Raw genomic sequence first — 22,481 nt, forward strand, 5'->3', positions numbered from 1 at the left:
AGCCAGTGGGCCGGTTATTGTTCCAGCCGCGCAGTTTGGAGTTTAGGCACGATCCGAGGGTTCCGTGACATTTTGCAAAAACATTACATGTGATCACCGTTTTACGGGGCCCTGCCCGGGGTTTTGCCGTTGGCTATGCTTTGGTCAGAGGCGCTCCTTGCCAGTCAGGTACAGGCGGCGCCAGAATGCCGCTATCTGCCCCGCCTGATGTAAGGAAGCCCGATGCCTGATCCTGTTGCTGCCAGCTTGCGTCTAGCGCCCGAAGCGCTGACCCGTCCGTTTTCCGCTGAACAGTTCAGCTTCTCTACCACCAATGATCTGGAGCCCTTCCGCGGTGTGCTTGGCCAGGAACGTGCGGTCGAAGCCTTGCAGTTCGGCGTGGCCATGCCACGCCCCGGTTACAACGTATTCGTCATGGGCGAGCCGGGCACCGGCCGGTTTTCGTTCGTCAAACGCTACCTCAAGGCCGAAGGCAAGCGCCTGCAGACCCCGGCGGACTGGGTCTACGTCAACAATTTCGATGAGCCCCGCGAACCCCGCGCCCTGGAGCTGCCGTCGGGCACGGCGGGTGCGTTCATCGGTGACATCAACGGCTTGATCGACAACCTGCTGGCGACCTTTCCGGCGGTGTTCGAGCACCCGTCCTACCAACAGAAGAAAAGCGCCATTGACCGCGCCTTCAACCAGCGCTATGACCGAGCCCTGGATGTGATCGAGCGCCTGGCGCTGGAGAAGGACGTCGCGCTGTACCGTGACAGCAGCAACATTGCCTTCACGCCGATGAGCGAAGGCAAGGCCCTGGACGAGGCGGAGTTCGCCCAGTTGCCGGAAGCCGAGCGTGAGCGTTTCCACGAGGACATCTCTGGCCTTGAGGAGCGCTTGAACGAAGAGCTCGCCAGCCTGCCGCAATGGAAGCGCGAGTCCAGCAACCAGTTGCGCCACCTCAACGAAGAAACCATCACCCTGGCCCTGCAACCGTTGCTGGCGCCGCTGTCGGAAAAGTACGCAGAGAACGCCGCGGTCTGTGGCTATCTGCAGGCCATGCAGGTGTATCTGCTCAAGACCGTGGTCGAGCAACTGGTGGACGACAGCAAGAGCGACGCCATCGCCCGTAAACTGCTGGAGGAACAATACGCCCCGAGCCTGGTGGTCGGGCATCCGTCCAGCGGTGGCGCGCCGGTGGTGTTCGAACCGCACCCGACCTACGACAACCTGTTCGGCCGGATTGAATACAGCACCGACCAGGGCGCGCTCTACACCACCTACCGACAACTGCGTCCGGGCGCCTTGCACCGGGCCAATGGCGGCTTCCTGATCCTGGAAGCGGAAAAAATGCTCAGCGAACCGTTCGTATGGGATGCGCTCAAGCGCGCCCTGCAATCGCGCAAGCTGAAGATGGAATCGCCCCTGGGTGAAATGGGACGCCTGGCCACGGTGACCCTGACGCCGCAACACATCCCGTTGCAGGTCAAGGTCGTGATCATCGGCGCCCGCCAGCTCTATTACGCCTTGCAGGACCTGGATTCGGACTTCCAGGAAATGTTTCGCGTGCTGGTGGATTTCGACGAAGACATCCCGATGGGCGACGAGAGCCTGGAGCAGTTCGCCCAGTTGCTCAAGACCCGCACTTCGGAAGAAGGCATGGCGCCCCTGACCGCCGACGCGGTGGCGCGCCTGGCGACCTACAGCGCCCGCCTGGCTGAACACCAGGGGCGCTTGTCGGCGCGCATCGGTGATTTGTTCCAGTTGGTCAGCGAGGCGGATTTCATTCGCCAATTGGCCGGTGACGAAATGACCGACGCCGGCCACATCGAACGTGCGCTCAAGGCCAAGGCCACCCGCACCGGGCGTGTTTCGGCCCGAATCCTCGACGACATGCTGGCCGGGATCATCCTGATCGACACCGCAGGTGCGGCGGTGGGCAAATGCAACGGGCTGACGGTGCTCGAGGTGGGTGATTCGGCGTTTGGCGTGCCGGCACGGATTTCCGCCACGGTGTACCCGGGCGGCAGCGGCATCGTCGACATCGAGCGGGAGGTCAACCTTGGCCAGCCGATCCACTCCAAGGGCGTGATGATTCTCACTGGCTACCTGGGGAGTCGTTATGCCCAGGAATTCCCGCTGGCGATTTCGGCCAGCATCGCCCTGGAGCAATCCTACGGTTATGTGGACGGCGACAGTGCGTCCCTGGGCGAGGCGTGCACGCTGATCTCGGCCCTGTCGAAGACGCCGTTGAAGCAGTGCTTCGCCATCACCGGCTCGATCAACCAGTTCGGTGAAGTGCAGGCGGTGGGCGGGGTCAACGAGAAGATCGAAGGTTTCTTCCGCCTCTGCGAAGCCCGGGGTTTGACCGGTGAGCAGGGGGCAATCATTCCCCAGGCCAACGTCGCGACCCTGATGCTCGATGAAAAAGTGCTGGCCGCCGTGCGCGCCGGGCAGTTCCACGTCTATGCGGTGCGTCAGGCCGACGAAGCCCTGAGCCTGCTGGTGGGCGAGCCTGCCGGCGAGCCGGATGAAAACGGTGAGTTCCCGGAGGGCAGCGTCAACGCCCGGGTGGTGGAGCGGCTGCGGGTGATCGCGGAGATGATCAGCGAAGACGACATCAAGGAAGCGGAAAAGGAACTGGCGCAGCAGGCCTTGGCGGAGGCCAAGCCGGCTTGAGGCAATATTCGCGGCAATAAGCTGTTGTGGCGAGGGAGCTTGCTCCCGCTGGAGGGCGCAGCACTCCCAATCCAAATGGGGGTCGCTGCGCAACCCAGCGGGAGCAAGCTCCCTCGCCACAAAAGCCGGTAAATAGTCACAGATCTGGCGTCAATATTCACACTGTGACCGCTCGGCATATTCTGGTCTCGAAAACCCGTGGGGCCGGAACTTTTCTTCTATCCTCAGCTCAAGGATAACGAGAGTCATCATTGGATCGAAACAGTCTCCTCCCGAGGCTGAATACCGGATCTACCGAGGGGCGCCGCCATGTCGCGCAACCTTTGCCTCACTCGTCAATGCCTGGGCCTTGTCACCCGTATCGAATGCGCCATCCGCCCCCTGGCGGGAGATACCGGGATGTGGACCTTGCTCTTCGCCGCCGGGATGGCTGGCGAACAACCCTCCGCCATCAAGGCCCAAGGGCCATTCCCCGGCCCGACTGCCGCCGAAACCATCCTCGATACCATTGTGCAAAGCCTGACCTTGCACGGCTATGAGCTGGCCGACGATCCGCAGATCTGGTCCTTGCACATGCAGGCCCAACTGCGTGAAATCAATGGAGGCCGTTGTCGCAACGTCGGCGGCTTCGAGTTTCGTCCGCTGCATTGAAAGCCAGCACTGCACGGGCAGTGGCAGTAAAGTTTTGACACAAGGCGGGGGCCAGGGACGGCCCCGGCATTTGTGGGGCTGGTCATGGCTGATATACTCGCCGCGATTTTTCAGCCCAGGTGTGAGATTCAATGGAACGCTTTATCGAAAACGCAATGTACGCCTCCCGTTGGCTGCTGGCGCCGATCTACTTCGGGCTGTCCCTCGGCCTGCTGGCCTTGGCGTTGAAATTCTTCCAGGAAGTCTTCCACGTCATCCCCAACGTCTTTTCCATGGCCGAGTCAGAGCTGATCCTGGTGCTGCTGTCGCTGATCGACATGGCGCTGGTGGGCGGCCTGCTGGTGATGGTGATGATTTCCGGCTACGAGAACTTCGTCTCGCAACTGGATATCGCCGACGACAAGGAAAAGCTCAACTGGCTGGGCACCATGGACTCTTCGTCGCTGAAGATGAAAGTCGCCGCCTCGATCGTGGCCATCTCGTCCATCCACCTGCTGCGCATCTTCATGGATGCCAAGAACGTCGATCCCGACCACTTGATGTGGTACGTGATTATCCACATGACCTTCGTGGTCTCGGCGTTTGCCATGGGCTACCTGGACAAACTGACCAAGCACTGAGGTCTGTCGACCGCGCTGATGCAACGCCCGCCTGTAGAGCCACAGGCGGGCGTTGTCGTTTTCGGCGCCGCACTTTGGCGCGAGGGCTCGTCACCCGCCGTGGCATCTGTGCTAGTCTGCTCGCCCTTTTGGTTCCGGGCGCTCCGGGAGGCGCTGTGGCACACACGGCAATTTCTCGAGCCGTCCGCACAGCGGAGCAGCATCATGTCCGAAGTTAACCTGTCCACCGACGAAACCCGCGTCAGCTACGGCATTGGCCGTCAGTTGGGCGACCAACTGCGCGACAACCCACCACCGGGTGTCAACCTGGACGCGATCCTGGCCGGTCTGACTGACGCGTTCGCCGGCAAGCCAAGCCGTGTGGGCCAGGACGAGATGTCCGCCAGCTTCAAGGTCATTCGTGAAATCATGCAAGCCGAAGCAGCCGCCAAGGCTGAAGCCGCTGCTGGCGAAGGCCGCGCGTTCCTCGCGGAAAACGCCAAGCGTGAAGGCATCACCACCCTGGCTTCCGGCCTGCAATTCGAAGTGCTGACCCAGGGTGAAGGCGCCAAGCCGACCCGTGAAGACCAGGTGCGTACCCACTACCACGGCACCCTGATCGACGGCACCGTGTTCGACAGCTCCTACGATCGCGGCCAGCCAGCCGAATTTCCGGTAGGCGGCGTGATCCCAGGCTGGACCGAAGCCCTGCAACTGATGAACGCCGGCAGCAAATGGCGCCTGTACGTGCCGAGCGAACTGGCCTACGGCGCTCAAGGCGTTGGCAGCATTCCACCGCACAGCGTGCTGGTGTTCGACGTCGAGTTGTTGGACGTCCTGTAAGACCCCGTCCGGTTTACCGCCGGACAAATACATGTGGGAGCGGGCTTGCTCGCGAAAGCGGTGTGTCAGTTAACGAAAAATTCGACTGTCAGTCCGCATTCGCGAGCAAGCCCGCTCCCACATAGGGTTTGGTGCTTCATCCGTGGAACCTGCCGCTGAAATCACCCGTCGGGCGCAACGCCCGGGCATAGCAGAACAGGAACAGATTACGCACCAGCTCCTTGAGCACCAGTGGCTCACTGGAATTGAGGCTGTTGAGGTCCAGGTCTCCTTGGTCCTGCAGCTCATTCAAGGCTTCTTCTTCAAGCACCGCACAGACTTCCCCGGTTTCCCGATGCAGGATCCTGAGGTAGGGATGTGGGCGGTCCAGCCAGGCATCGATCAAATAAGTCATGGTTCTCATCTCCTTGATGGGTTCGATGAGAATAATTCTTATTCGCTAAATAGCAAGTCTCTATTGGTGTTCCGATTGTTTTTCTGACGATGGGTTGTGGTAGCTCAAGACGACTGGCACTTGGCTAACGCCCGGGAAATAGGGCTGATGCGGGGAGGGTGAAGCTCCATCCCACACGCGGGGCATGGGATGGAATACAGCAGGGTCAGACTTTTCTGACGAACTCGGATTTGAGTTTCATCGGGCCGATGCCGTCGATCTTGCAATCGATGTCGTGGTCGCCGTCGCACAGGCGGATGTTCTTGACCTTGGTGCCGACCTTGACCACCAGTGAGGTGCCCTTGACCTTGAGGTCCTTGATCACGGTGATGGTGTCGCCGTCCTGCAGGACGTTGCCGACCGAATCTTTCTTCACGGTGTCGTCGGACGCCGCTTCAACTTCGCCGCTGGCGGACCACTCGTGGGCACACTCCGGGCAGACCAGTTGGGTGCCGTCTTCGTAAGTGTATTCGGAATTGCATTTCGGGCAGGGAGGCAACGTGCTCACTAAGGTTCCTTGGGTATCAGGAGGACAAAAGGGCGCACATTGTATAGGGTTTTGTTACGAGGAGGGTGATACATGACTTTTGTGGCGAGGGAGCTTGCTCCCGCTGGGCTGCGAAGCAGCCCCAATTGGATTGCTGCGATCATTCAGATGGATCGCGTCAGCCGGTTTTACGACGGCTGCGCCGCCGAGCGGGAGCAAGCTCCCTCGCCACAAAAGCTCGCCGTTTTCATGCAATCAATGGGTACGGGCGACCGCAAACTCGCTCAGTTCCACCAGCGCATCGCGGTATTCGCTGGCTGGCAGGGCATCGAGGCATTTGATTGCGCGGGCGACGTAGTCCCGAGCCAGCTTCGCGGTGTATTCCAGCGAGCCGGAGGCTTCGACCGCGACACGGATGCTCTCGAGGTCTTCGATCCCGCCTTTCTGGATCGCCTGGCGTACCAGTGCCGCCTGTTCCGGCGTGCCCTCGCGCATGGTGTAGATCAGCGGCAGGGTCGGCTTGCCTTCGGCCAAGTCGTCACCGACGTTCTTGCCCAGGGTTTCGGCGTCGCCCTTGTAGTCGAGCAGGTCGTCCACTAGCTGGAAGGCCACGCCCAGGTGGTCGCCGAAGGTGCGCAGCGCTTCGCTCTGCTCGGCGCTGGCACCGGCCAGGGCGGCGGCGCTGTGGGTCGAGGCTTCGAAGAGCATCGCGGTCTTGCCGCGGATGACTTCCATGTAGGTTTCTTCGGTGGTGCTGGCGTCGCGCACCTTGGATAGCTGCAGCACTTCGCCTTCGGCGATGATGCGCGTGGCCTGGGACAGGATCTTCATCACCGGCATCGAGCCCAGCTCGACCATCATCTCGAACGAGCGCGAATACAGGAAGTCGCCCACCAGCACGCTCGGGGCGTTGCCCCACATGGCGTTGGCGGTCGAACGGCCACGGCGCATGCCGGACATGTCGACCACGTCGTCATGCAGCAGGGTCGCGGTGTGCAGGAATTCGATGGTGGCGGCCAGCAGGCGCATGTCGTCGCCTTCACGACCCAGGGCCTTGCCGCACAGCAGTACCAATAAAGGTCGCAGGCGTTTGCCGCCGGCCGAAGTGATGTAGTCGCCGATTTTCGATACCAGCGGCACTCGGGAAGTCAGCTGCTTCTTGATGATGCCGTCGACGGCACTAAAATCGTCCGCCACTGCGCGGTAGAAAGCTTGGGGTTGCATCAGCGACAGGCGCTCCAGAAGGGTTGCGCGGCATGCTAGGACCCACGTCCGCAGGTGTCAAGGCGCGATAGACGGCTACTTGCAAGGCTGTTGCGGCTTGCGTACAATCGCGCACCCTGAACTTCCTGGGCAGCACCTGCCTTACGCAATTGCATCCGGGCCTTCCAGCCCATGCAGCCATGCCAGCCAATACCTCTTCTTATAAAGCGCTGGGTGAGCAGGATTATCGGAGAAATACCATGTCGTACGCAGTAATTGTTACTGGTGGCAAGCAATACAAGGTCGCCCCAGGTGAATACCTGAAGATCGAAAAACTGGAAATCGCTACCGGCGAATCCGTGACTTTTGATCGCGTTCTGTTGGTCGCCAATGGCGATGACGTGAATATCGGCGCTCCAGTCGTTGCTGGCGCTACCGTTGTGGCTGAAGTGATCTCCCAAGGTCGTCACGATAAAGTCCGCATCATCAAGTTCCGTCGCCGTAAGCACCACATGAAGCGTATGGGCCACCGCCAGTGGTACACCGAGATCAAAATCACCGGTATTCAGGCTTAATTTCAGCCTAATTCCTCACTAGGAGAATTGAACTCATGGCACACAAAAAAGCTGGTGGTAGTACCCGTAACGGTCGCGACTCAGAAGCCAAACGCCTTGGCGTGAAGATGTATGGCGGCCAGAAGATCATTCCGGGCAACATCATCGTGCGTCAGCGCGGCACCCAATTCCACGCCGGTTACGGTGTTGGCATGGGTAAGGATCACACCCTCTTCGCGAAAATCGAAGGCGTGATCAAGTTTGAAGTAAAGGGCGCGTTCAACCGCCGTTACGTGAGCGTTGTCGCAGCTTAATTGCGAGATCGCTGGAAAAGCCCTGTCTTGCGACGGGGCTTTTTCGTTTGTGGGGTGAGTCTCTTGCAAAACTGTTTGTATGGGCTGTCGGCGCTGCGGTTGGGGCGTGTCATCAGGTCGCTGCGCTCATTTTTGCAAGAGTCTTATGTCTTGTTTTTTTGGCTCGTCCGTATGGCGAGAGGCGTGTGTCATGAAGTTTGTTGATGAAGTATCGATTCGAGTGAAGGCCGGCGACGGCGGCAATGGTTGCATGAGTTTCCGTCGGGAAAAGTTCATTGAAAACGGTGGTCCGAACGGCGGTGACGGGGGTGACGGCGGTTCGATCTACATGCTCGCCGACGAAAACCTCAACACCCTGGTGGACTACCGTTACACCCGGCACTTCGATGCCGAGCGTGGCTCCAACGGCGGCAGCACCGACTGCACCGGCAAGAAGGGCGAAGACCTGATCCTGCGCGTGCCGGTTGGCACCACGGTGATCGATTCGGCCACACAGGAAGTGATCGGCGACCTGACCAAGGCCGGCCAGCGTCTGCTGGTCGCCCATGGCGGTTGGCACGGCCTGGGCAACACCCGTTTCAAATCCAGTACCAACCGCGCGCCGCGCCAGACCACGCCAGGCAAGCCGGGCGAGCAGCGTGACTTGAAGCTGGAAATGAAAGTGCTGGCCGATGTGGGTCTGCTGGGCCTGCCGAACGCCGGTAAAAGTACCTTCATTCGCTCGGTATCCGCCGCCAAGCCGAAAGTGGCCGACTACCCGTTCACCACCCTGGTGCCGAACCTGGGCGTGGTCAGTGTCGACCGCTGGAAGAGCTTCGTGATCGCCGACATTCCGGGATTGATCGAAGGGGCTTCCGAGGGCGCCGGCCTGGGGATTCGTTTCCTCAAGCACTTGTCCCGTACCCGTTTGTTGTTGCACCTCGTCGACATGGCGCCGCTGGATGAAACCAGTGCTGCCGATGCTGCCGAAGTCATCGTCAACGAGCTGACCAAGTTCAGCCCGGCCCTGGCCGAGCGCGATCGTTGGCTGGTGCTGAACAAGTGTGACCAGATCCTTGAAGAAGAGCATGAGGAGCGGGTCAAGGAAATCGTCGATCGCCTGGAGTGGGAAGGTCCGGTCTACGTGATCTCGGCCATTGCCAAGGAAAACACCGAACGCCTGTGCCACGACATCATGCGGTACCTGGAAGATCGTGCCGACCGCCTGGCCAACGACCCGGCCTACAAGGAAGAACTGGCCGAACTCGATCAGCGTATCGAAGACGAGGCTCGTGCCCAACTGCAGGCGCTGGACGACCAGCGTGCCTTGCGCCGCAGTGGCGTCAAGTCGGTCCATGACATCGGTGACGACGATTGGGACGAAGAGGATGTGGATGACGAAGATGGCCCGGAAATCATCTACGTTCGCGACTGATCGTGTGCTGATGCAAGCTGCTTGAGGTCAAAACCTGTGGGAGCGAGCCTGCTCGCGATGGCGGTGTGTCAGTCAGTATCCATGCTGCTGACCCAATGCAATCGCGAGCAGGCTCGCTCCCACAAGGATTCTCGAGTGGCTGGCATGGGGACAGGTTCAAGTGTTTCGGCGCAGTGTTATCATCGCTGCCAGCCGGTTTCCAAGGCGCCGCTCATTCGAGCGGCGTTTTGGTATCTGTAAAACGCAAATACGAATAATCCCATGGGCGGCGCTGGGTCGCGCCGTTCGCTGGCAAAGGTTGAAGATGATGCGGAGCAAGGTGACGGGTGCGCAGCGCTGGGTCGTGAAGATCGGCAGTGCACTGCTGACAGCGGATGGCAAAGGCCTGGATCGCCAGGCGATGGCGGTGTGGGTCGAGCAGATGGTGGCCTTGCATGAGGCTGGCGTCGAGCTGGTATTGGTCTCTTCCGGGGCGGTGGCTGCCGGTATGAGCCGCCTGGGCTGGACGTCGCGACCCAGCGCGATGCATGAGCTGCAGGCTGCCGCCGCCATCGGCCAGATGGGCCTGGTGCAGGCCTGGGAGTCGAGCTTTGCCGAGCATGGCCGCCATACGGCGCAGATCCTGCTGACCCATGACGACCTGTCCGACCGCAAGCGCTACCTCAATGCCCGCAGTACCTTGCGGGCGCTGGTGGAGCTGAAAGTCATCCCGGTGATCAACGAAAACGACACGGTGGTCACCGACGAGATCCGTTTCGGCGATAACGACACCCTGGCCGCGCTGGTGGCGAACCTGGTGGAGGCGGACCTGCTGGTGATCCTCACGGATCGCGACGGCATGTTCGATGCCGACCCGCGCAACAACCCCGATGCCAAGCTGATCTACGAAGCCCGTGCCGACGACCCGGCGCTGGATGCGGTGGCGGGCGGCACGGGCGGTGCGCTGGGGCGTGGCGGCATGCAGACCAAGTTGCGTGCGGCGCGTCTGGCGGCGCGCTCCGGCGCTCACACCATCATTGTCGGCGGGCGCTTGGAGCGGGTGCTGGATCGTCTGAAGTCGGGCGAACGCATTGGCACCTTGCTCTCCCCGGAGCGCGGCATGCTGGCGGCGCGCAAGCAGTGGCTGGCTGGGCATCTGCAAACCCGTGGCACGCTGGTGCTGGACGCCGGTGCCGTATCGGCCCTGTCCCAGGGCAACAAGAGCCTGCTGCCGGTGGGCGTGAAGCTGGTCCAGGGCAGTTTCCGCCGGGGCGAAATGGTCGTTTGCGTGGCGCCGGACGGTCGTGAGATCGCTCGCGGCCTGGCTAACTACAGCGCGCTGGAAGCGCAGAAAATCATCGGTCAGTCGTCTGATGCGATTGTCGGTCTGTTGGGTTACATGGCGGAGCCCGAACTGGTTCACCGTGACAACCTGATCCTCGTCTAAGGAAAAATCATGGGTTTGGCAAAAGGATTGATCGGCTTGCTGCTGGCAGTGCCGCTGCTGGCTTCGGCCGAAGAAATCGGTCAGGTGTCCACCGTGTTCAAGTTCGTCGGGCCGAATGACCGGATTGTGGTCGAGGCGTTCGACGATCCTAAGGTGGATGGCGTGACCTGCTACCTATCGCGAGCCAAGACTGGGGGGGTAAAAGGCGGCCTGGGCCTGGCCGAGGATCGCGCCGAGGCGTCCATCGCCTGTCGCCAGGTCGGGCCGATCAGCTTCAAGGGTGAGCTCAAGGACGGCGAAGAGGTGTTTCGCGAACGCACTTCGCTGGTGTTCAAGACCATGCAAGTGGTGCGGTTCCTCGATAAGAAGCGCAATACGCTGGTGTACCTGGTCTACAGCGACCGGGTGATCGAGGGCAGTCCGCAAAATGCGGTGACCGCCATTCCGATCTTGCCTTGGCGTTAAGTATCGACTGATGAGCGAGCCAATCGGCCAATGCCGATCAGTTGAGTGGATGTCACGAGGAAGCGCACAAACCGTGGCGAGGGAGCTTTCTCCCGCTGGGTCGCGAAGCGGCCCTGTTTTGGGGTTGCTGCGCAGCCCGGCGGGGGCAAGCTCCCTCGCCACAGGATGATTGCCCGGCTTTATTTCGCTTAGCTGACGGGCATTAAGCCAGTCGGCTCGTTTTTTTCAATGTCCATGGATGTTGTGGTGCTTTTGGCGCGAAGGGATTCGTATGCGTTCGTTTTTGCTGCTGTTTGTATTGAGTTGTTCTGTTTCCGTCGGAGCCCTGGCCGAGCCGTTTTATAACGCCAAGCCCCTGGCCCATCCCCTGATAAAAAGCTCCCAGGAGAGTGGGGCGACGCTGGCGTTTATCCGCGAAGCGGAGGGTGTCGTGGGCTACTCATGCCTGTGCGATTCGCCGGATGGCGCGCCGCAAGTGCTCGACCGGTATGGCGATGCCAGTGTCGAGTCGGTGTTCTATGCCAGCCTCGACAGTGATCTCCAGACGTTGGTCGTGCTGTCCCGGGCGAAGGGGCAATACGCCCTTCATGGTTATCGGTTCGTGCCGTCTACCGGGACGTATCGCCGGCTCGAGACGCTTCAGCCGGCGCTGGATCGTATCGCTGCCAATCGCAAAGTCCTCAATGCCGCCATTGTCCAAAAGGCCCTGGGCGCGTTGCCGCCTTACGCTTACGGCGCCGTGGTGCCCGTGACCGGTATCGTCGAATTCGACACGCTCAATCCCGCTGACGGTACGCTGGTGGGCTACTTCGGTGTCGACGGGGTCCCGGCCTCGGCGGGGCAGCCGGCGGAGGATCCTCATCGCGATACCTACAAAAAGACCTTCCAGCAGCGCGAAGGGCGCTGGCTCACGCTGACGTATGAGCGCGTGTCGCCTGGGGATGAGGATGTGGGGGCTGCGTATAGCGTCAGCCGGATGGCTTGGGAAACCCGTCCGCAGCTGTACCGAGGCTCTGAGGATGGGATGGGGGCGATCATGGGGGATAGGCAGCTCTGGGCGCTGGGTTCGTATGCCCAGGGCAAGAAGTCGGGTCAGTGGAAGGAGTTTGGCCCGTCAGGCGACGAGTCTACCGGCGCCTATGTAGATGGGGTGCGCCAGGGGCCGTGGGTTATCAGTGATAGGGGGACGGTTTCCAAAGGCATGATCGTCGATGACTTCTACGAGGGGCGCTGGACGATCGAGGGGTACGACGATGAGGTGCTGATGTCGGGCTTCGATACTTACAAGCACGGTGATTTTGACGGGCCTTCCGAGCGTGTGCGTCATGGCGAGGTGATCCAGCGCGGCGATTTCGTGGCGGGCATACAGCACGGGGATTGGAAAATGCCGTGGGGCGAGGGGCGTTACGTGCAAGGCGTCCGAGAGGGGCGTTGGACTTTGAAGGTGGAGGGCGGCGGCGTCCAGACCGTGGATTTTGTCGCCGACAAGATGCATGGCGAGTTGCGAGAAGTGGATGCCGCCGGGGTGTTGCGGCGGGTCGAGCACTACCGAGCGGGTGTGTTGGATGGGTTGAAAGAGACCTATGCGGCGAATGGCAAGCTCACCTATTCGGCCCACTACGCCAATGGCCAGATCGAAGGGCGGGCGCTGACCTACACGGACGACGGTGCCGTGCTGCTGTCGGATATCTCCTGGCGTTACGGTTCGCGAGAGGGCGCATTTCGTCTTTATCACCCCAATGGCCAGCCTGATACGGTGGCAACGTACGAAAAGGATGAGCCCATTGGCAATGTGCAGTCATTCGACGCGAATGGGGTGTTGATCGCGGACCGCAACTATTGCCATGTGCCGGATGGGAAGTACACCCGCATCAAGTTGTGCGGCAAGCAGCGCGGGGCGTTCAATAACGGCCACTTCGACTCCGAAAGTGACTACCTGTTCGGTAATGAGCAAAGTGCTCGTCACACCCGGGATGGGCGCAAGGTCCGGGAGGTGTTGCTGGGGCCTGATGATCGCGTGACTCGTAACGAGTACTACCCCAATGGCCAGTTGAAGTTCTCTGAAGCCAAGCAGGGCTTTCGCCTGATAACGGTCGAGGGGCGCGAATATAAGGACTACTCGTACGCCAAGCGCGAAGGTGAGACGGTCTACTATTACCCGACGGGTGTGATTGAGCGCCGTATGAACTTCAAGGGCGACAAGATAGTGGGTTGTTACACCGGCTACGATGAGGCGGGTGTGCAGAACTTTCCACCGCCGGGAGGCTGCCCTCCGCCGAAGCCGGTGGTTTTCAATTTTGGGGAATAATGTGGGGGTGAGCCTGCTCGCGAAGACGTCGGCATAGTCGGCATCGTCATCATCTGACCCGCCGCCATCGCGAGCAAGCTCGCTCCCACAGGGGGATTTGTGGTGGGCACAAAATTTATGCCCGCTGAAGACCCAGTGTGGGAGCGGGCTTGCTCGCGAAGGCTGCTGCACAGTCAATATCACTGCTAACTGACCCACCGCTTTCGCGAGCAAGCTCGCTCCCACAGGGGGATTTGTGGTGGGCACAAAATTTATGCCCGCTGAAGACCCAATGTGGGAGCGAGCCTGCTCGCGAAGACGGCTGCACAGTCAATATCACTGCTAACTGACCCACCGCTTTCGCGAGCAAGCTCGCTTCCACAGGGGATTGTGGTGGGCACAAAATTTATGCCCGCTGAAGACCCAGTGTGGGAGCGAGCTTGCTCGCGAAGGCTGCTGCACGGGCGCCATCTCCACCATCTGACCTGCCGCCATCGCGAGCAAGCTCGCTCCCACAGGGTTCAGTGGTCTGGTTGAGGGCAAATCGCAGGCAATAAAAAACCGACCCTGAGGTCGGTTTTTTAATGAGCGCGTCGCTTAGGCAGCAGCGGCAACGTTCAGGGCCTTTACGTGGCCATTCAGGCGGCTCTTATGGCGAGCAGCCTTGTTCTTGTGGATGATGCCTTTATCGGCCATGCGGTCGATAACTGGCACAGCCAGAACGTAAGCAGCTTGAGCTTTTTCAGCGTCTTTTGCGTCGATGGCCTTGACTACGTTCTTGATGTAGGTACGGACCATGGAACGCAGGCTGGCGTTGTGGCTGCGACGCTTCTCAGCCTGTTTTGCACGTTTTTTGGCGGAAGGTGTGTTGGCCACCGTCGAGCTCCTCGAAAGACTTTTTGGGAAATAGCAAACAAAATAGGCCGCGAATCATGCCGATGAGTTGAAGTCTTGTCAAGGGCGGGTGACGCGTTCCGCTGAATGGCAGGTGCTGCGCACCGAAGGATTTCTTTCCGGCGTGCGACCTGTAAACTCGCGGGCTTTGGCTCTGCACTGTTTAGCGGCGCGGAGTATCGCACAAGTGGGCGCGTTGTTCGCCTGCTGTTTATCGACAGGCAAAAACTCTTTTCATGAATCTGCTCAAATCGTTGGCCGCCGTCAGCTCTATCACGATGCTTTCCCGCGTCCTGGGGTTCGTTCGCGATACGCTGATCGCACGGATATTCGGCGCCGGGATGGCCACCGACGCCTTCTTCATCGCCTTCAAGCTGCCCAACCTGTTGCGGCGGATCTTCGCCGAAGGCGCGTTCTCCCAGGCTTTCGTGCCGATCCTGGCGGAATATAAAAGCCAGAAAGGCGACGAGGCGACTCGCACATTCATTGCCTACGTCACCGGCCTGCTGACCTTGGTGCTGGCGCTGGTCACGGTCGCCGGCATGCTCGCCGCGCCCTGGGTGATCTGGGCCACGGCGCCGGGCTTTACCGATACCCCGGAAAAATTCCAGCTCACCGCTGACCTGCTGCGGGTGACCTTTCCTTATATATTGCTGATTTCCCTGTCGTCCCTGGCCGGGGCGATCCTCAATACCTGGAACCGCTTTTCCGTGCCGGCCTTTGTGCCGACCCTGCTCAACGTCAGCATGATCGTGTTCGCGGTATTCCTGACGCCTTACTTCGATCCGCCGGTAATGGCCCTGGGCTGGGCGGTACTGGTCGGCGGCCTGGCGCAACTGTTGTATCAACTGCCGCACCTGAAAAAGATCGGCATGCTGGTGCTGCCGCGGCTGAACCTGCGCGACAGCGGCGTGTGGCGGGTGATGAAGCAGATGTTGCCGGCGATCCTCGGGGTGTCGGTGAGCCAGATTTCCTTGATCATCAACACCATCTTTGCCTCGTTCCTGGTGGCCGGCTCGGTGTCGTGGATGTACTACGCCGATCGCTTGATGGAATTGCCATCCGGCGTGCTGGGCGTGGCGCTGGGCACGATCCTGCTGCCGACCTTGGCCAAGACCTACGCCAGCCAGGACCGCCACGAATATTCGCGGATCCTCGATTGGGGCCTGCGCCTGTGTTTTGTGCTGGTGCTGCCGTGTGCGCTGGCGCTGGGGATCCTCGCCGAACCGTTGACCGTCTCGTTGTTCCAGTACGGTCAGTTCAATGCCTTTGATGCCTTGATGACTCAGCGGGCACTGATCGCTTACTCGGTGGGCTTGCTCGGGATCATCGTGATCAAGGTGCTGGCCCCAGGGTTCTACGCCCAGCAGAACATCCGCACGCCGGTGAAGATCGCCATTTTCACCCTGGTGATGACGCAACTGTTCAACCTGCTGCTCATCGGCCCATTGGCCCACGCGGGCCTGGCCCTGGCGATCAGCGCCGGTGCCTGCCTCAACGCCGGGCTGCTGTTCTATCAGTTGCGCAAGCAGAAGATGTATCAACCACAACCGGGCTGGGCCAAGTTCGGCCTCAAGCTGCTGGTGGCCGTGGCGGTGATGTCGGCGGTATTGCTGGGGGCAATGCATTTCATGCCGGCCTGGGGCGAAGGGCAGATGCTCGAGCGTTTCCTGCGCCTGGGTGCCCTGGTGGTGGCCGGCGTGGTGGCGTATTTCGGCATGTTGCTGCTGATGGGGTTCCGTCTGCGCGACTTCAACCGCAAGGCCTTGAGCTGAGGGCGGGCCCTCGATAATCCCGGGCCGGGCAGTGGTTTTGTCGGTTCGATCACTTTGGGGTGCGGTGTTGCCTGTCGTCGGCCGCCGGGTGTGGTTATAATCGGCCACTTTATGAGCAAGAAGCGCGTTATGCAGCTGGTTCGAGGCCTCCACAACCTGCGCCCCCAGCATCGGGGCTGTGTCGCCACTATTGGCAACTTTGACGGTGTTCACCGTGGCCACCAGGCTATCCTGGCGCGGCTGCGCGAGCGTGCGCTGGAATTGGGCGTGCCCAGCTGCGTGGTGATCTTCGAGCCGCAGCCGCGGGAATTTTTCGCCCCGGACACCGCCCCGGCCCGTCTGGCCCGGTTGCGGGACAAGCTGCAACTGCTGGCCGCCGAAGGCGTCGACCGGGTCCTGTGCCTGGCCTTCAACCAGCGCCTGAGCAAACTCAGCGCCGCCGAATTCGTCGAGACCATCCTGGTGGACGGTCTCGATGTGAAACATCTGGAAGTCGGCGATGATTTCCGTTTCGGTTGCGACCGGTCCGGGGATTTCGATTACCTGCAACAGGCCGGTATCGCCCAGGGGTTCACCGTCGAAGCGGCGCAGACCGTCGAGATGGATGGCTTGCGCGTCAGCAGCACCCAGGTCCGCAATGCCTTGGCGGCGGCTGACTTCGAATTGGCCGAGCGCTTGCTCGGCCGGCCGTACCGGATTGCCGGGCGGATCCTGCACGGGCAGAAACTGGCGCGCCAATTGGGCACGCCGACGGCCAACGTGCAGCTCAAGCGCCGTCGTGTGCCGCTGACCGGGGTGTTCCTGGTGAGTGTCGAGATCGACGGCAAGACCTGGCCCGGCGTCGCCAACATCGGCGTGCGACCCACGGTCCAGGGAGATGGCAAGGCCCACCTTGAAGTACATGTTCTGGATTTTGCCGGCGATCTGTATGACCGGCGTTTGACGGTGGTTTTCCACCATAAGCTGCGTGAAGAGCAGCGTTTTGCCTCCCTGGAGGCGCTCAAGACGGCGATCCATGCAGATATCGCCGCCGCCCGTGCCCTTGTCGCAACCAGCGCCAATCGCTAATGAAGAGCCTTAAATGACCGACTATAAAGCCACGCTAAACCTTCCGGACACCGCCTTCCCAATGAAGGCCGGCCTGCCTCAGCGCGAACCACAGATTCTGCAGCGTTGGGACAGCATTGGCCTGTACGGAAAGTTGCGCGAAATTGGCAAGGATCGTCCGAAGTTCGTCCTGCACGACGGCCCTCCGTACGCCAACGGCACCATCCACATCGGTCACGCGCTGAACAAGATTCTCAAGGACATGATCATCCGCTCCAAGACCCTGTCGGGTTTTGATGCGCCGTATGTCCCGGGCTGGGACTGCCATGGCCTGCCGATCGAGCACAAGGTCGAAGTGACCCACGGCAAGAACCTGGGCGCGGACAAGACCCGCGAGCTGTGCCGTGCCTACGCCACCGAGCAGATCGAAGGGCAGAAATCCGAATTCATCCGCCTCGGCGTGCTGGGCGACTTCGCCAACCCGTACAAAACCATGGACTTCAAGAACGAAGCCGGTGAAATCCGTGCCCTGGCGAAAATCGTCGAGGGCGGCTTCGTGTTCAAGGGCCTCAAGCCGGTGAACTGGTGCTTCGATTGCGGTTCGGCCCTGGCCGAGGCGGAAGTCGAGTACGAAAACAAGAAGTCCTCGACCATCGACGTCGCGTTCCCGATCGCCGATGAAGACAAGCTCGCCGCCGCGTTCGGCCTGGGCAAGCTGGCCAAGCCCGCATCGATCGTGATCTGGACCACCACCCCGTGGACCATCCCGGCCAACCAGGCGCTGAACGTCCACCCGGAATTCAACTACGCCTTGGTCGACGTCGGCGACAAGCTGCTGGTGCTGGCCGAAGAACTGGTCGAAGCCTGCCTGGCCCGCTACAACCTCGAAGGTTCGGTGATCGCCACCGCCCCGGGTTCGGCGCTGGAGCTGATCAATTTCCGCCATCCGTTCTATGACCGCCTGTCGCCAGTGTACCTGGCCGACTACGTGGAGTTGGGCGCGGGCACTGGCGTGGTTCACTCCGCGCCGGCCTATGGCGTCGACGACTTCGTGACCTGCAAGAAATACGGCATGGTCAACGACGACATCCTCAACCCGGTGCAGAGCAATGGCGTGTACGCGCCATCGCTGGAGTTCTTTGGCGGCCAGTTCATCTGGAAAGCCAACCCGGCCATCGTCGACAAGCTGACCGAAGTGGGTGCGCTGCTGCACACCACGGTCATCGAACACAGCTACATGCACTGCTGGCGTCACAAGACCCCGCTGATCTACCGCGCCACCGCGCAGTGGTTCATCGGCATGGACAAACAGCCCACCAGCGGTGACACCCTGCGCCAGCGTTCGCTCAAGGCCATCGAGGAAACCCAGTTCGTGCCGGCCTGGGGCCAGGCGCGCCTGCACTCGATGATCGCCAACCGTCCGGACTGGTGCATCTCCCGCCAGCGCAACTGGGGCGTGCCGATCCCGTTCTTCCTGAACAAGGAAAGCGGCGAGTTGCACCCGCGCACCGTCGAACTGATGGAAGCGGTGGCCAAGCGTGTCGAAGCCGAAGGCATCGAGGCCTGGTTCAAGATGGATGCCGCCGAGCTGCTGGGCGACGAAGCACCGCTGTACGACAAGATCAGCGACACCCTGGACGTCTGGTTCGACTCCGGCACCACCCACTGGCACGTGCTGCGCGGTTCGCACCCGATGGGCCACGAGACCGGCCCACGCGCCGACCTGTACCTGGAAGGCTCGGACCAACACCGTGGCTGGTTCCACTCGTCCTTGCTGACCGGTTGCGCCATCGACAATCACGCGCCGTACCGCGAACTGCTGACCCACGGCTTCACCGTCGATGAGTCTGGCCGCAAGATGTCCAAGTCCCTGGGCAACGTGATCGCGCCGCAAAAGGTCAACGACACCCTGGGCGCCGACATCATGCGCCTGTGGGTGGCGTCCACCGACTATTCCGGCGAGATGGCCGTTTCCGAGCAGATCCTGCAGCGCAGCGCGGACGCCTACCGGCGGATCCGTAACACCGCGCGCTTCCTGCTTTCGAACCTGACCGGCTTCAACCCGGCCACCGACCTGCTGCCGGCCGAAGAAATGCTCGCGCTGGACCGGTGGGCCGTGGACCGTACCCTGTTGCTGCAACGCGAATTGCAGGAGCACTACGGCGAATACCGCTTCTGGAACGTCTATTCCAAGATCCACAACTTCTGCGTGCAGGAGCTGGGTGGTTTCTACCTCGACATCATCAAGGACCGCCAGTACACCACCGGCGCCAACAGCAAGGCCCGTCGTTCGTGCCAGACCGCGCTGTTCCACATCAGCGAGGCCCTGGTGCGCTGGATCGCGCCGATCCTGGCGTTCACCGCCGACGAGCTGTGGCAGTACCTGCCAGGCGAGCGCAACGACTCGGTGATGCTCAACACCTGGTACGAAGGCCTGACCGAACTGCCGCAAGGCTTCGAGCTGGACCGTGCGTATTGGGATCGCGTGATGGCAGTCAAGGCTGCGGTCAACAAGGAAATGGAGATTCAGCGGGCAGCCAAGGCTGTCGGCGGCAACCTCCAGGCCGAAGTGACCCTCTACGCCGAAGATGCCCTGGGCGCCGACCTGGCGAAGCTGGGCAACGAACTGCGCTTCGTGCTGATCACCTCCACCGCCAGTGTCGCGCCGTTGGTGCAGGCGCCGGCCGATGCGGTGGCCACTGAAGTCAGCGGCCTGAAGCTGAAGATCGTCAAGTCGAACCACACCAAGTGCGCCCGTTGCTGGCACTGCCGCGAAGACGTCGGCGTGAACCCGGAGCATCCGGAAATCTGCGGTCGTTGCGTGGACAACATCAGTGGTGCTGGCGAGGTTCGTCATTATGCCTAACGCAGCGGGCCGCTTCGGGCGGTTGGGCTGGCTCTGGTTGAGCGTGCTGGTCCTGGTCATCGACCAGGCCAGCAAGTACCACTTCGAGAACTCGCTGACGATGTACCAGCAGATCGTGATCATTCCCGATTATTTCAGCTGGACCCTGGCCTACAACACCGGGGCGGCGTTCAGTTTCCTGGCCGACAGCTCCGGCTGGCAGCGCTGGCTGTTCGCCCTGATCGCCATTGTGGTCAGCGCCGTGCTGGTGGTCTGGCTCAAGCGCCTGGGGCGCAATGAGACTTGGCTGGCGGTGGCGCTGGCCTTGGTGCTCGGTGGGGCCTTGGGCAATCTCTATGATCGCATCGCCCTGGGCCACGTCATCGATTTCATCCTGGTGCATTGGCAGAACCGCTGGTATTTCCCGGCGTTCAACTTTGCCGACAGTGCCATCAGCGTGGGCGCGGTGATGCTCGCCCTGGATATGTTCAAGAGCAAGAAAACCGGAGAAGCCGTCCATGACTGAGCAGCGTATCGCTCAAAACACCGAAGTGACGCTTCACTTCGCCCTGCACCTGGAAAACGGCGACACCGTCGACAGCACCTTCGACAAGACGCCGGCGGTGTTCAAGGTCGGTGACGGTAACCTGCTGCCGGGCTTCGAAGCGGCGATCTTCGGTTTCAAGGCCGGCGACAAGCGCACCGTGGTCGTGCCACCAGAAAACGCCTTTGGTCAGCCCAACCCGCAAAACATGCAGACCATGCCACGCTCCCAGTTCCAGGACATGGAGCTGTCCGAGGGCCTGCTGGTGATCTTCAACGACGCGGCCAATACCGAATTGCCGGGCGTGGTGAAGGCTTTTGATGACGCCCAGGTGACCGTGGACTTCAACCATCCGCTGGCGGGCAAGACCTTGAACTTCGAGGTGGAAATCCTCGAAGTGAAGGCGTTGTAACTGACTGGATACGGTTTAGTGTGGGAGCGGGCTTGCTCGCGAAGGCGGAGTGTCAGCCAACATCAATGTTGAATGTAAGGCCCTCTTCGCGAGCAAGCCCGCTCCCACATTCGATCTCTATGTTTTCCAAGCCCTTGGTTCGATCAACGGGCAATTCTTGCGCGCAAGACACGAGGCACAGCATGCAAATCAAACTCGCCAACCCCCGTGGCTTCTGCGCCGGTGTGGACCGGGCGATCGAAATCGTCAACCGCGCCCTGGAAGTCTTCGGGCCGCCGATCTACGTGCGCCACGAAGTGGTCCACAATAAATTCGTCGTCGAAGACCTGCGCAGTCGCGGGGCGATTTTTGTCGAGGAACTGGATCAGGTGCCGGACGACGTCATCGTGATCTTCAGCGCCCACGGGGTTTCCCAGGCCGTGCGCAGCGAAGCCGCCGGCCGTGGCCTGAAGGTGTTCGACGCGACGTGCCCATTGGTGACCAAGGTGCACATCGAAGTGGCCCGCTACAGCCGTGACGGTCGCGAATGCATCCTGATCGGCCATGAAGGCCACCCGGAAGTCGAAGGCACCATGGGCCAATACGATGCCAGCAACGGCGGTGCGATCTACCTGGTCGAAGACGAGGAAGACGTTGCGGCCTTGCAGGTACGCAACCCCGAGAGCCTGGCCTTCGTGACCCAGACGACCCTGTCCATGGACGACACCAGCCGCGTGATCGACGCCCTGCGTGCGCGCTTCCCGGCCATCGGCGGCCCGCGCAAGGATGACATCTGCTACGCCACCCAGAACCGCCAGGATGCGGTCAAGCAACTGGCCAACGAATGCGATGTGGTGCTGGTGGTCGGCAGCCCGAACAGCTCCAACTCCAACCGCTTGCGCGAGCTGGCCGAGCGCATGTCCACCCCGGCCTACCTGATCGACGGTGCCGAGGACATGCAGCGCAGCTGGTTCGAGGGCGTCGAGCGCATCGGCATCACCGCAGGTGCGTCCGCGCCGGAAGTCCTGGTGCGCGGCGTGATCCAGCAATTGCAGGCCTGGGGTGCCACCGGTGCCGATGAGTTGGCCGGTCGCGAGGAGAACATCACGTTTTCGATGCCGAAAGAGTTGCGCGTCCGCTCCTTGCTTTAAGACCTTTCTGGCACAGGCGCGCTTCGACTGCGACGCTTTCCAGGCGGACGCGGCCGGAGGGCGCCAATATCACTTGATGATGGCTGATCGCCTCGCTTTTGGCGCAGACATGCAACCTGCCTGCCTGGAATGAGCCGCTGGGGTGCAGGGCTTCCCCCTGGCTGCCGAACCTCACCCTGCGTCTCATCGGCTGGTTACCAACCACCCGGGCGCTTGCGCGGCGCTCCATCAGCACGGTCTTCTCCTTGTCATCCAGGGTGATGCGCCAGCCTCGGCCCCAATCGTTGTCTATCGCCCTGAGCACGACCGTCCGGTTGCGCGCGATGGCTTCGCTGCGTGCGCTGCGTAACCCGCTGATCAGCAACTGCGCGGTATCCTCGCGTTCGATAGACTCGATCAGCTCTTTGTAGCCCGCGCTGGCCCACGACAGAACAATTGCGGCAATTGCCAGTCCCATGAGCAGTTCGATCAGGCTGAAGCCCTGTTGATACATGACG

Annotated in this window: 21 protein-coding genes; 16 read left to right on the forward strand and 5 right to left on the reverse strand. The window is 61.2% G+C overall.

All coding sequences use genetic code 11. The features are described from left to right. Window positions 1–222: 222 nt before the first annotated feature. The 4 genes from HU767_RS22680 (at window position 223) to HU767_RS22695 (ending at window position 4,754) form a co-directional block, all read left to right on the forward strand. Entirely contained in the window at window positions 223–2,661 is a 2,439-nt protein-coding gene (locus HU767_RS22680; RefSeq protein WP_186709818.1) for an ATP-binding protein, read from the forward strand. Window positions 2,662–2,970: 309 nt separating this feature from the next. Beyond that, window positions 2,971–3,312, forward strand: a complete 342-nt coding sequence (locus tag HU767_RS22685; RefSeq protein WP_186730510.1) for a hypothetical protein — start codon at window positions 2,971–2,973, stop codon at window positions 3,310–3,312. 131 nt (window positions 3,313–3,443) lie between these two features. Beyond that, window positions 3,444–3,932: a TIGR00645 family protein gene (locus HU767_RS22690; RefSeq protein WP_186709819.1), complete on the forward strand. Its 489-nt coding sequence runs from the start codon at window positions 3,444–3,446 to the stop codon at window positions 3,930–3,932. Window positions 3,933–4,136: 204 nt separating this feature from the next. Beyond that, entirely contained in the window at window positions 4,137–4,754 is a 618-nt protein-coding gene (locus HU767_RS22695) for an FKBP-type peptidyl-prolyl cis-trans isomerase (RefSeq protein WP_186709820.1), read from the forward strand. A gap of 136 nt (window positions 4,755–4,890) precedes the next feature. On the opposite strand, the gene HU767_RS22700 is transcribed toward HU767_RS22695, so the two are convergent. The 3 genes from HU767_RS22700 to HU767_RS22710 all read right to left on the reverse strand — a co-directional run bounded on the left by HU767_RS22700 (window position 4,891) and on the right by HU767_RS22710 (window position 6,898). Then, window positions 4,891–5,148: a hypothetical protein gene (locus tag HU767_RS22700; protein WP_003205743.1), complete on the reverse strand. Its 258-nt coding sequence runs from the start codon at window positions 5,146–5,148 to the stop codon at window positions 4,891–4,893. A gap of 205 nt (window positions 5,149–5,353) precedes the next feature. Further along, window positions 5,354–5,695 (reverse strand): zinc ribbon domain-containing protein YjdM, encoded by a 342-nt coding sequence (locus HU767_RS22705; RefSeq protein WP_139649853.1) that lies wholly within the window; start codon window positions 5,693–5,695, stop codon window positions 5,354–5,356. Window positions 5,696–5,929: 234 nt separating this feature from the next. Next, a complete protein-coding gene (locus HU767_RS22710; RefSeq protein WP_072346139.1) occupies window positions 5,930–6,898 on the reverse strand; it encodes a polyprenyl synthetase family protein in 969 nt (322 codons plus the stop codon). A gap of 239 nt (window positions 6,899–7,137) precedes the next feature. Here HU767_RS22710 and rplU point away from each other — a divergent pair, with 239 nt between their 5' ends. The 6 genes from rplU to HU767_RS22740 all read left to right on the forward strand — a co-directional run bounded on the left by rplU (window position 7,138) and on the right by HU767_RS22740 (window position 13,358). After that, window positions 7,138–7,452, forward strand: a complete 315-nt coding sequence (gene rplU, locus HU767_RS22715; RefSeq protein WP_003176051.1) for a 50S ribosomal protein L21 — start codon at window positions 7,138–7,140, stop codon at window positions 7,450–7,452. Between the two features lie 35 nt (window positions 7,453–7,487). Next, window positions 7,488–7,745 (forward strand): 50S ribosomal protein L27, encoded by a 258-nt coding sequence (gene rpmA, locus HU767_RS22720; RefSeq protein WP_003176049.1) that lies wholly within the window; start codon window positions 7,488–7,490, stop codon window positions 7,743–7,745. Between the two features lie 190 nt (window positions 7,746–7,935). Further along, window positions 7,936–9,159, forward strand: coding sequence for an Obg family GTPase CgtA (gene cgtA / locus HU767_RS22725; protein ID WP_039593902.1), 1,224 nt, complete (start codon window positions 7,936–7,938; stop codon window positions 9,157–9,159). Between the two features lie 307 nt (window positions 9,160–9,466). Beyond that, the gene (proB, locus tag HU767_RS22730) at window positions 9,467–10,585 is read left to right on the forward strand and encodes a glutamate 5-kinase (protein ID WP_030140287.1); all 1,119 of its coding nucleotides are present in this window, start codon (window positions 9,467–9,469) and stop codon (window positions 10,583–10,585) included. Window positions 10,586–10,594: 9 nt separating this feature from the next. Beyond that, window positions 10,595–11,050 carry a CreA family protein gene (locus tag HU767_RS22735; RefSeq protein WP_003205733.1) on the forward strand — a complete coding sequence of 152 codons (456 nt, stop codon included), beginning with the start codon at window positions 10,595–10,597 and terminating at the stop codon, window positions 11,048–11,050. A 271-nt stretch (window positions 11,051–11,321) separates the two neighbouring features. Next, window positions 11,322–13,358, forward strand: a complete 2,037-nt coding sequence (locus HU767_RS22740) for a hypothetical protein (RefSeq protein ID WP_186730511.1) — start codon at window positions 11,322–11,324, stop codon at window positions 13,356–13,358. 576 nt (window positions 13,359–13,934) lie between these two features. Here HU767_RS22740 and rpsT read toward each other — a convergent pair. Beyond that, window positions 13,935–14,213 carry a 30S ribosomal protein S20 gene (gene rpsT / locus HU767_RS22745; RefSeq protein WP_003185593.1) on the reverse strand — a complete coding sequence of 93 codons (279 nt, stop codon included), beginning with the start codon at window positions 14,211–14,213 and terminating at the stop codon, window positions 13,935–13,937. A gap of 254 nt (window positions 14,214–14,467) precedes the next feature. Here rpsT and murJ point away from each other — a divergent pair, with 254 nt between their 5' ends. From murJ to ispH, 6 genes are all read left to right on the forward strand, one after another. After that, window positions 14,468–16,006 (forward strand): murein biosynthesis integral membrane protein MurJ, encoded by a 1,539-nt coding sequence (gene murJ, locus HU767_RS22750; RefSeq protein WP_186730512.1) that lies wholly within the window; start codon window positions 14,468–14,470, stop codon window positions 16,004–16,006. Window positions 16,007–16,135: 129 nt separating this feature from the next. Further along, entirely contained in the window at window positions 16,136–17,074 is a 939-nt protein-coding gene (gene ribF / locus HU767_RS22755) for a bifunctional riboflavin kinase/FAD synthetase (protein WP_186709827.1), read from the forward strand. Window positions 17,075–17,087: 13 nt separating this feature from the next. Beyond that, window positions 17,088–19,919 carry an isoleucine--tRNA ligase gene (gene ileS, locus HU767_RS22760; protein ID WP_186709834.1) on the forward strand — a complete coding sequence of 944 codons (2,832 nt, stop codon included), beginning with the start codon at window positions 17,088–17,090 and terminating at the stop codon, window positions 19,917–19,919. Next, a complete protein-coding gene (gene lspA / locus HU767_RS22765) occupies window positions 19,912–20,424 on the forward strand; it encodes a signal peptidase II (RefSeq protein ID WP_186709836.1) in 513 nt (170 codons plus the stop codon). The genes ileS and lspA overlap by 8 nt, the downstream gene beginning before the upstream one ends. Further along, window positions 20,417–20,854: an FKBP-type peptidyl-prolyl cis-trans isomerase gene (gene fkpB / locus HU767_RS22770; RefSeq protein ID WP_186730513.1), complete on the forward strand. Its 438-nt coding sequence runs from the start codon at window positions 20,417–20,419 to the stop codon at window positions 20,852–20,854. Before lspA ends, fkpB begins: the two co-directional genes overlap by 8 nt. 182 nt (window positions 20,855–21,036) lie before the next feature. Further along, complete coding sequence (gene ispH / locus HU767_RS22775; protein ID WP_122564938.1) at window positions 21,037–21,984, forward strand: 4-hydroxy-3-methylbut-2-enyl diphosphate reductase; 948 nt, start codon at window positions 21,037–21,039, stop codon at window positions 21,982–21,984. On the opposite strand, the gene HU767_RS22780 is transcribed toward ispH, so the two are convergent. Then, window positions 21,938–22,477: a GspH/FimT family pseudopilin gene (locus tag HU767_RS22780; RefSeq protein WP_186730514.1), complete on the reverse strand. Its 540-nt coding sequence runs from the start codon at window positions 22,475–22,477 to the stop codon at window positions 21,938–21,940. The two genes, ispH and HU767_RS22780, sit on opposite strands and share 47 nt — an antisense overlap. Window positions 22,478–22,481: the final 4 nt, after the last annotated feature.

Source organism: Pseudomonas sp. SWRI179, from assembly GCF_014268705.1.
GTDB lineage: Bacteria > Pseudomonadota > Gammaproteobacteria > Pseudomonadales > Pseudomonadaceae > Aquipseudomonas > Aquipseudomonas zanjanensis.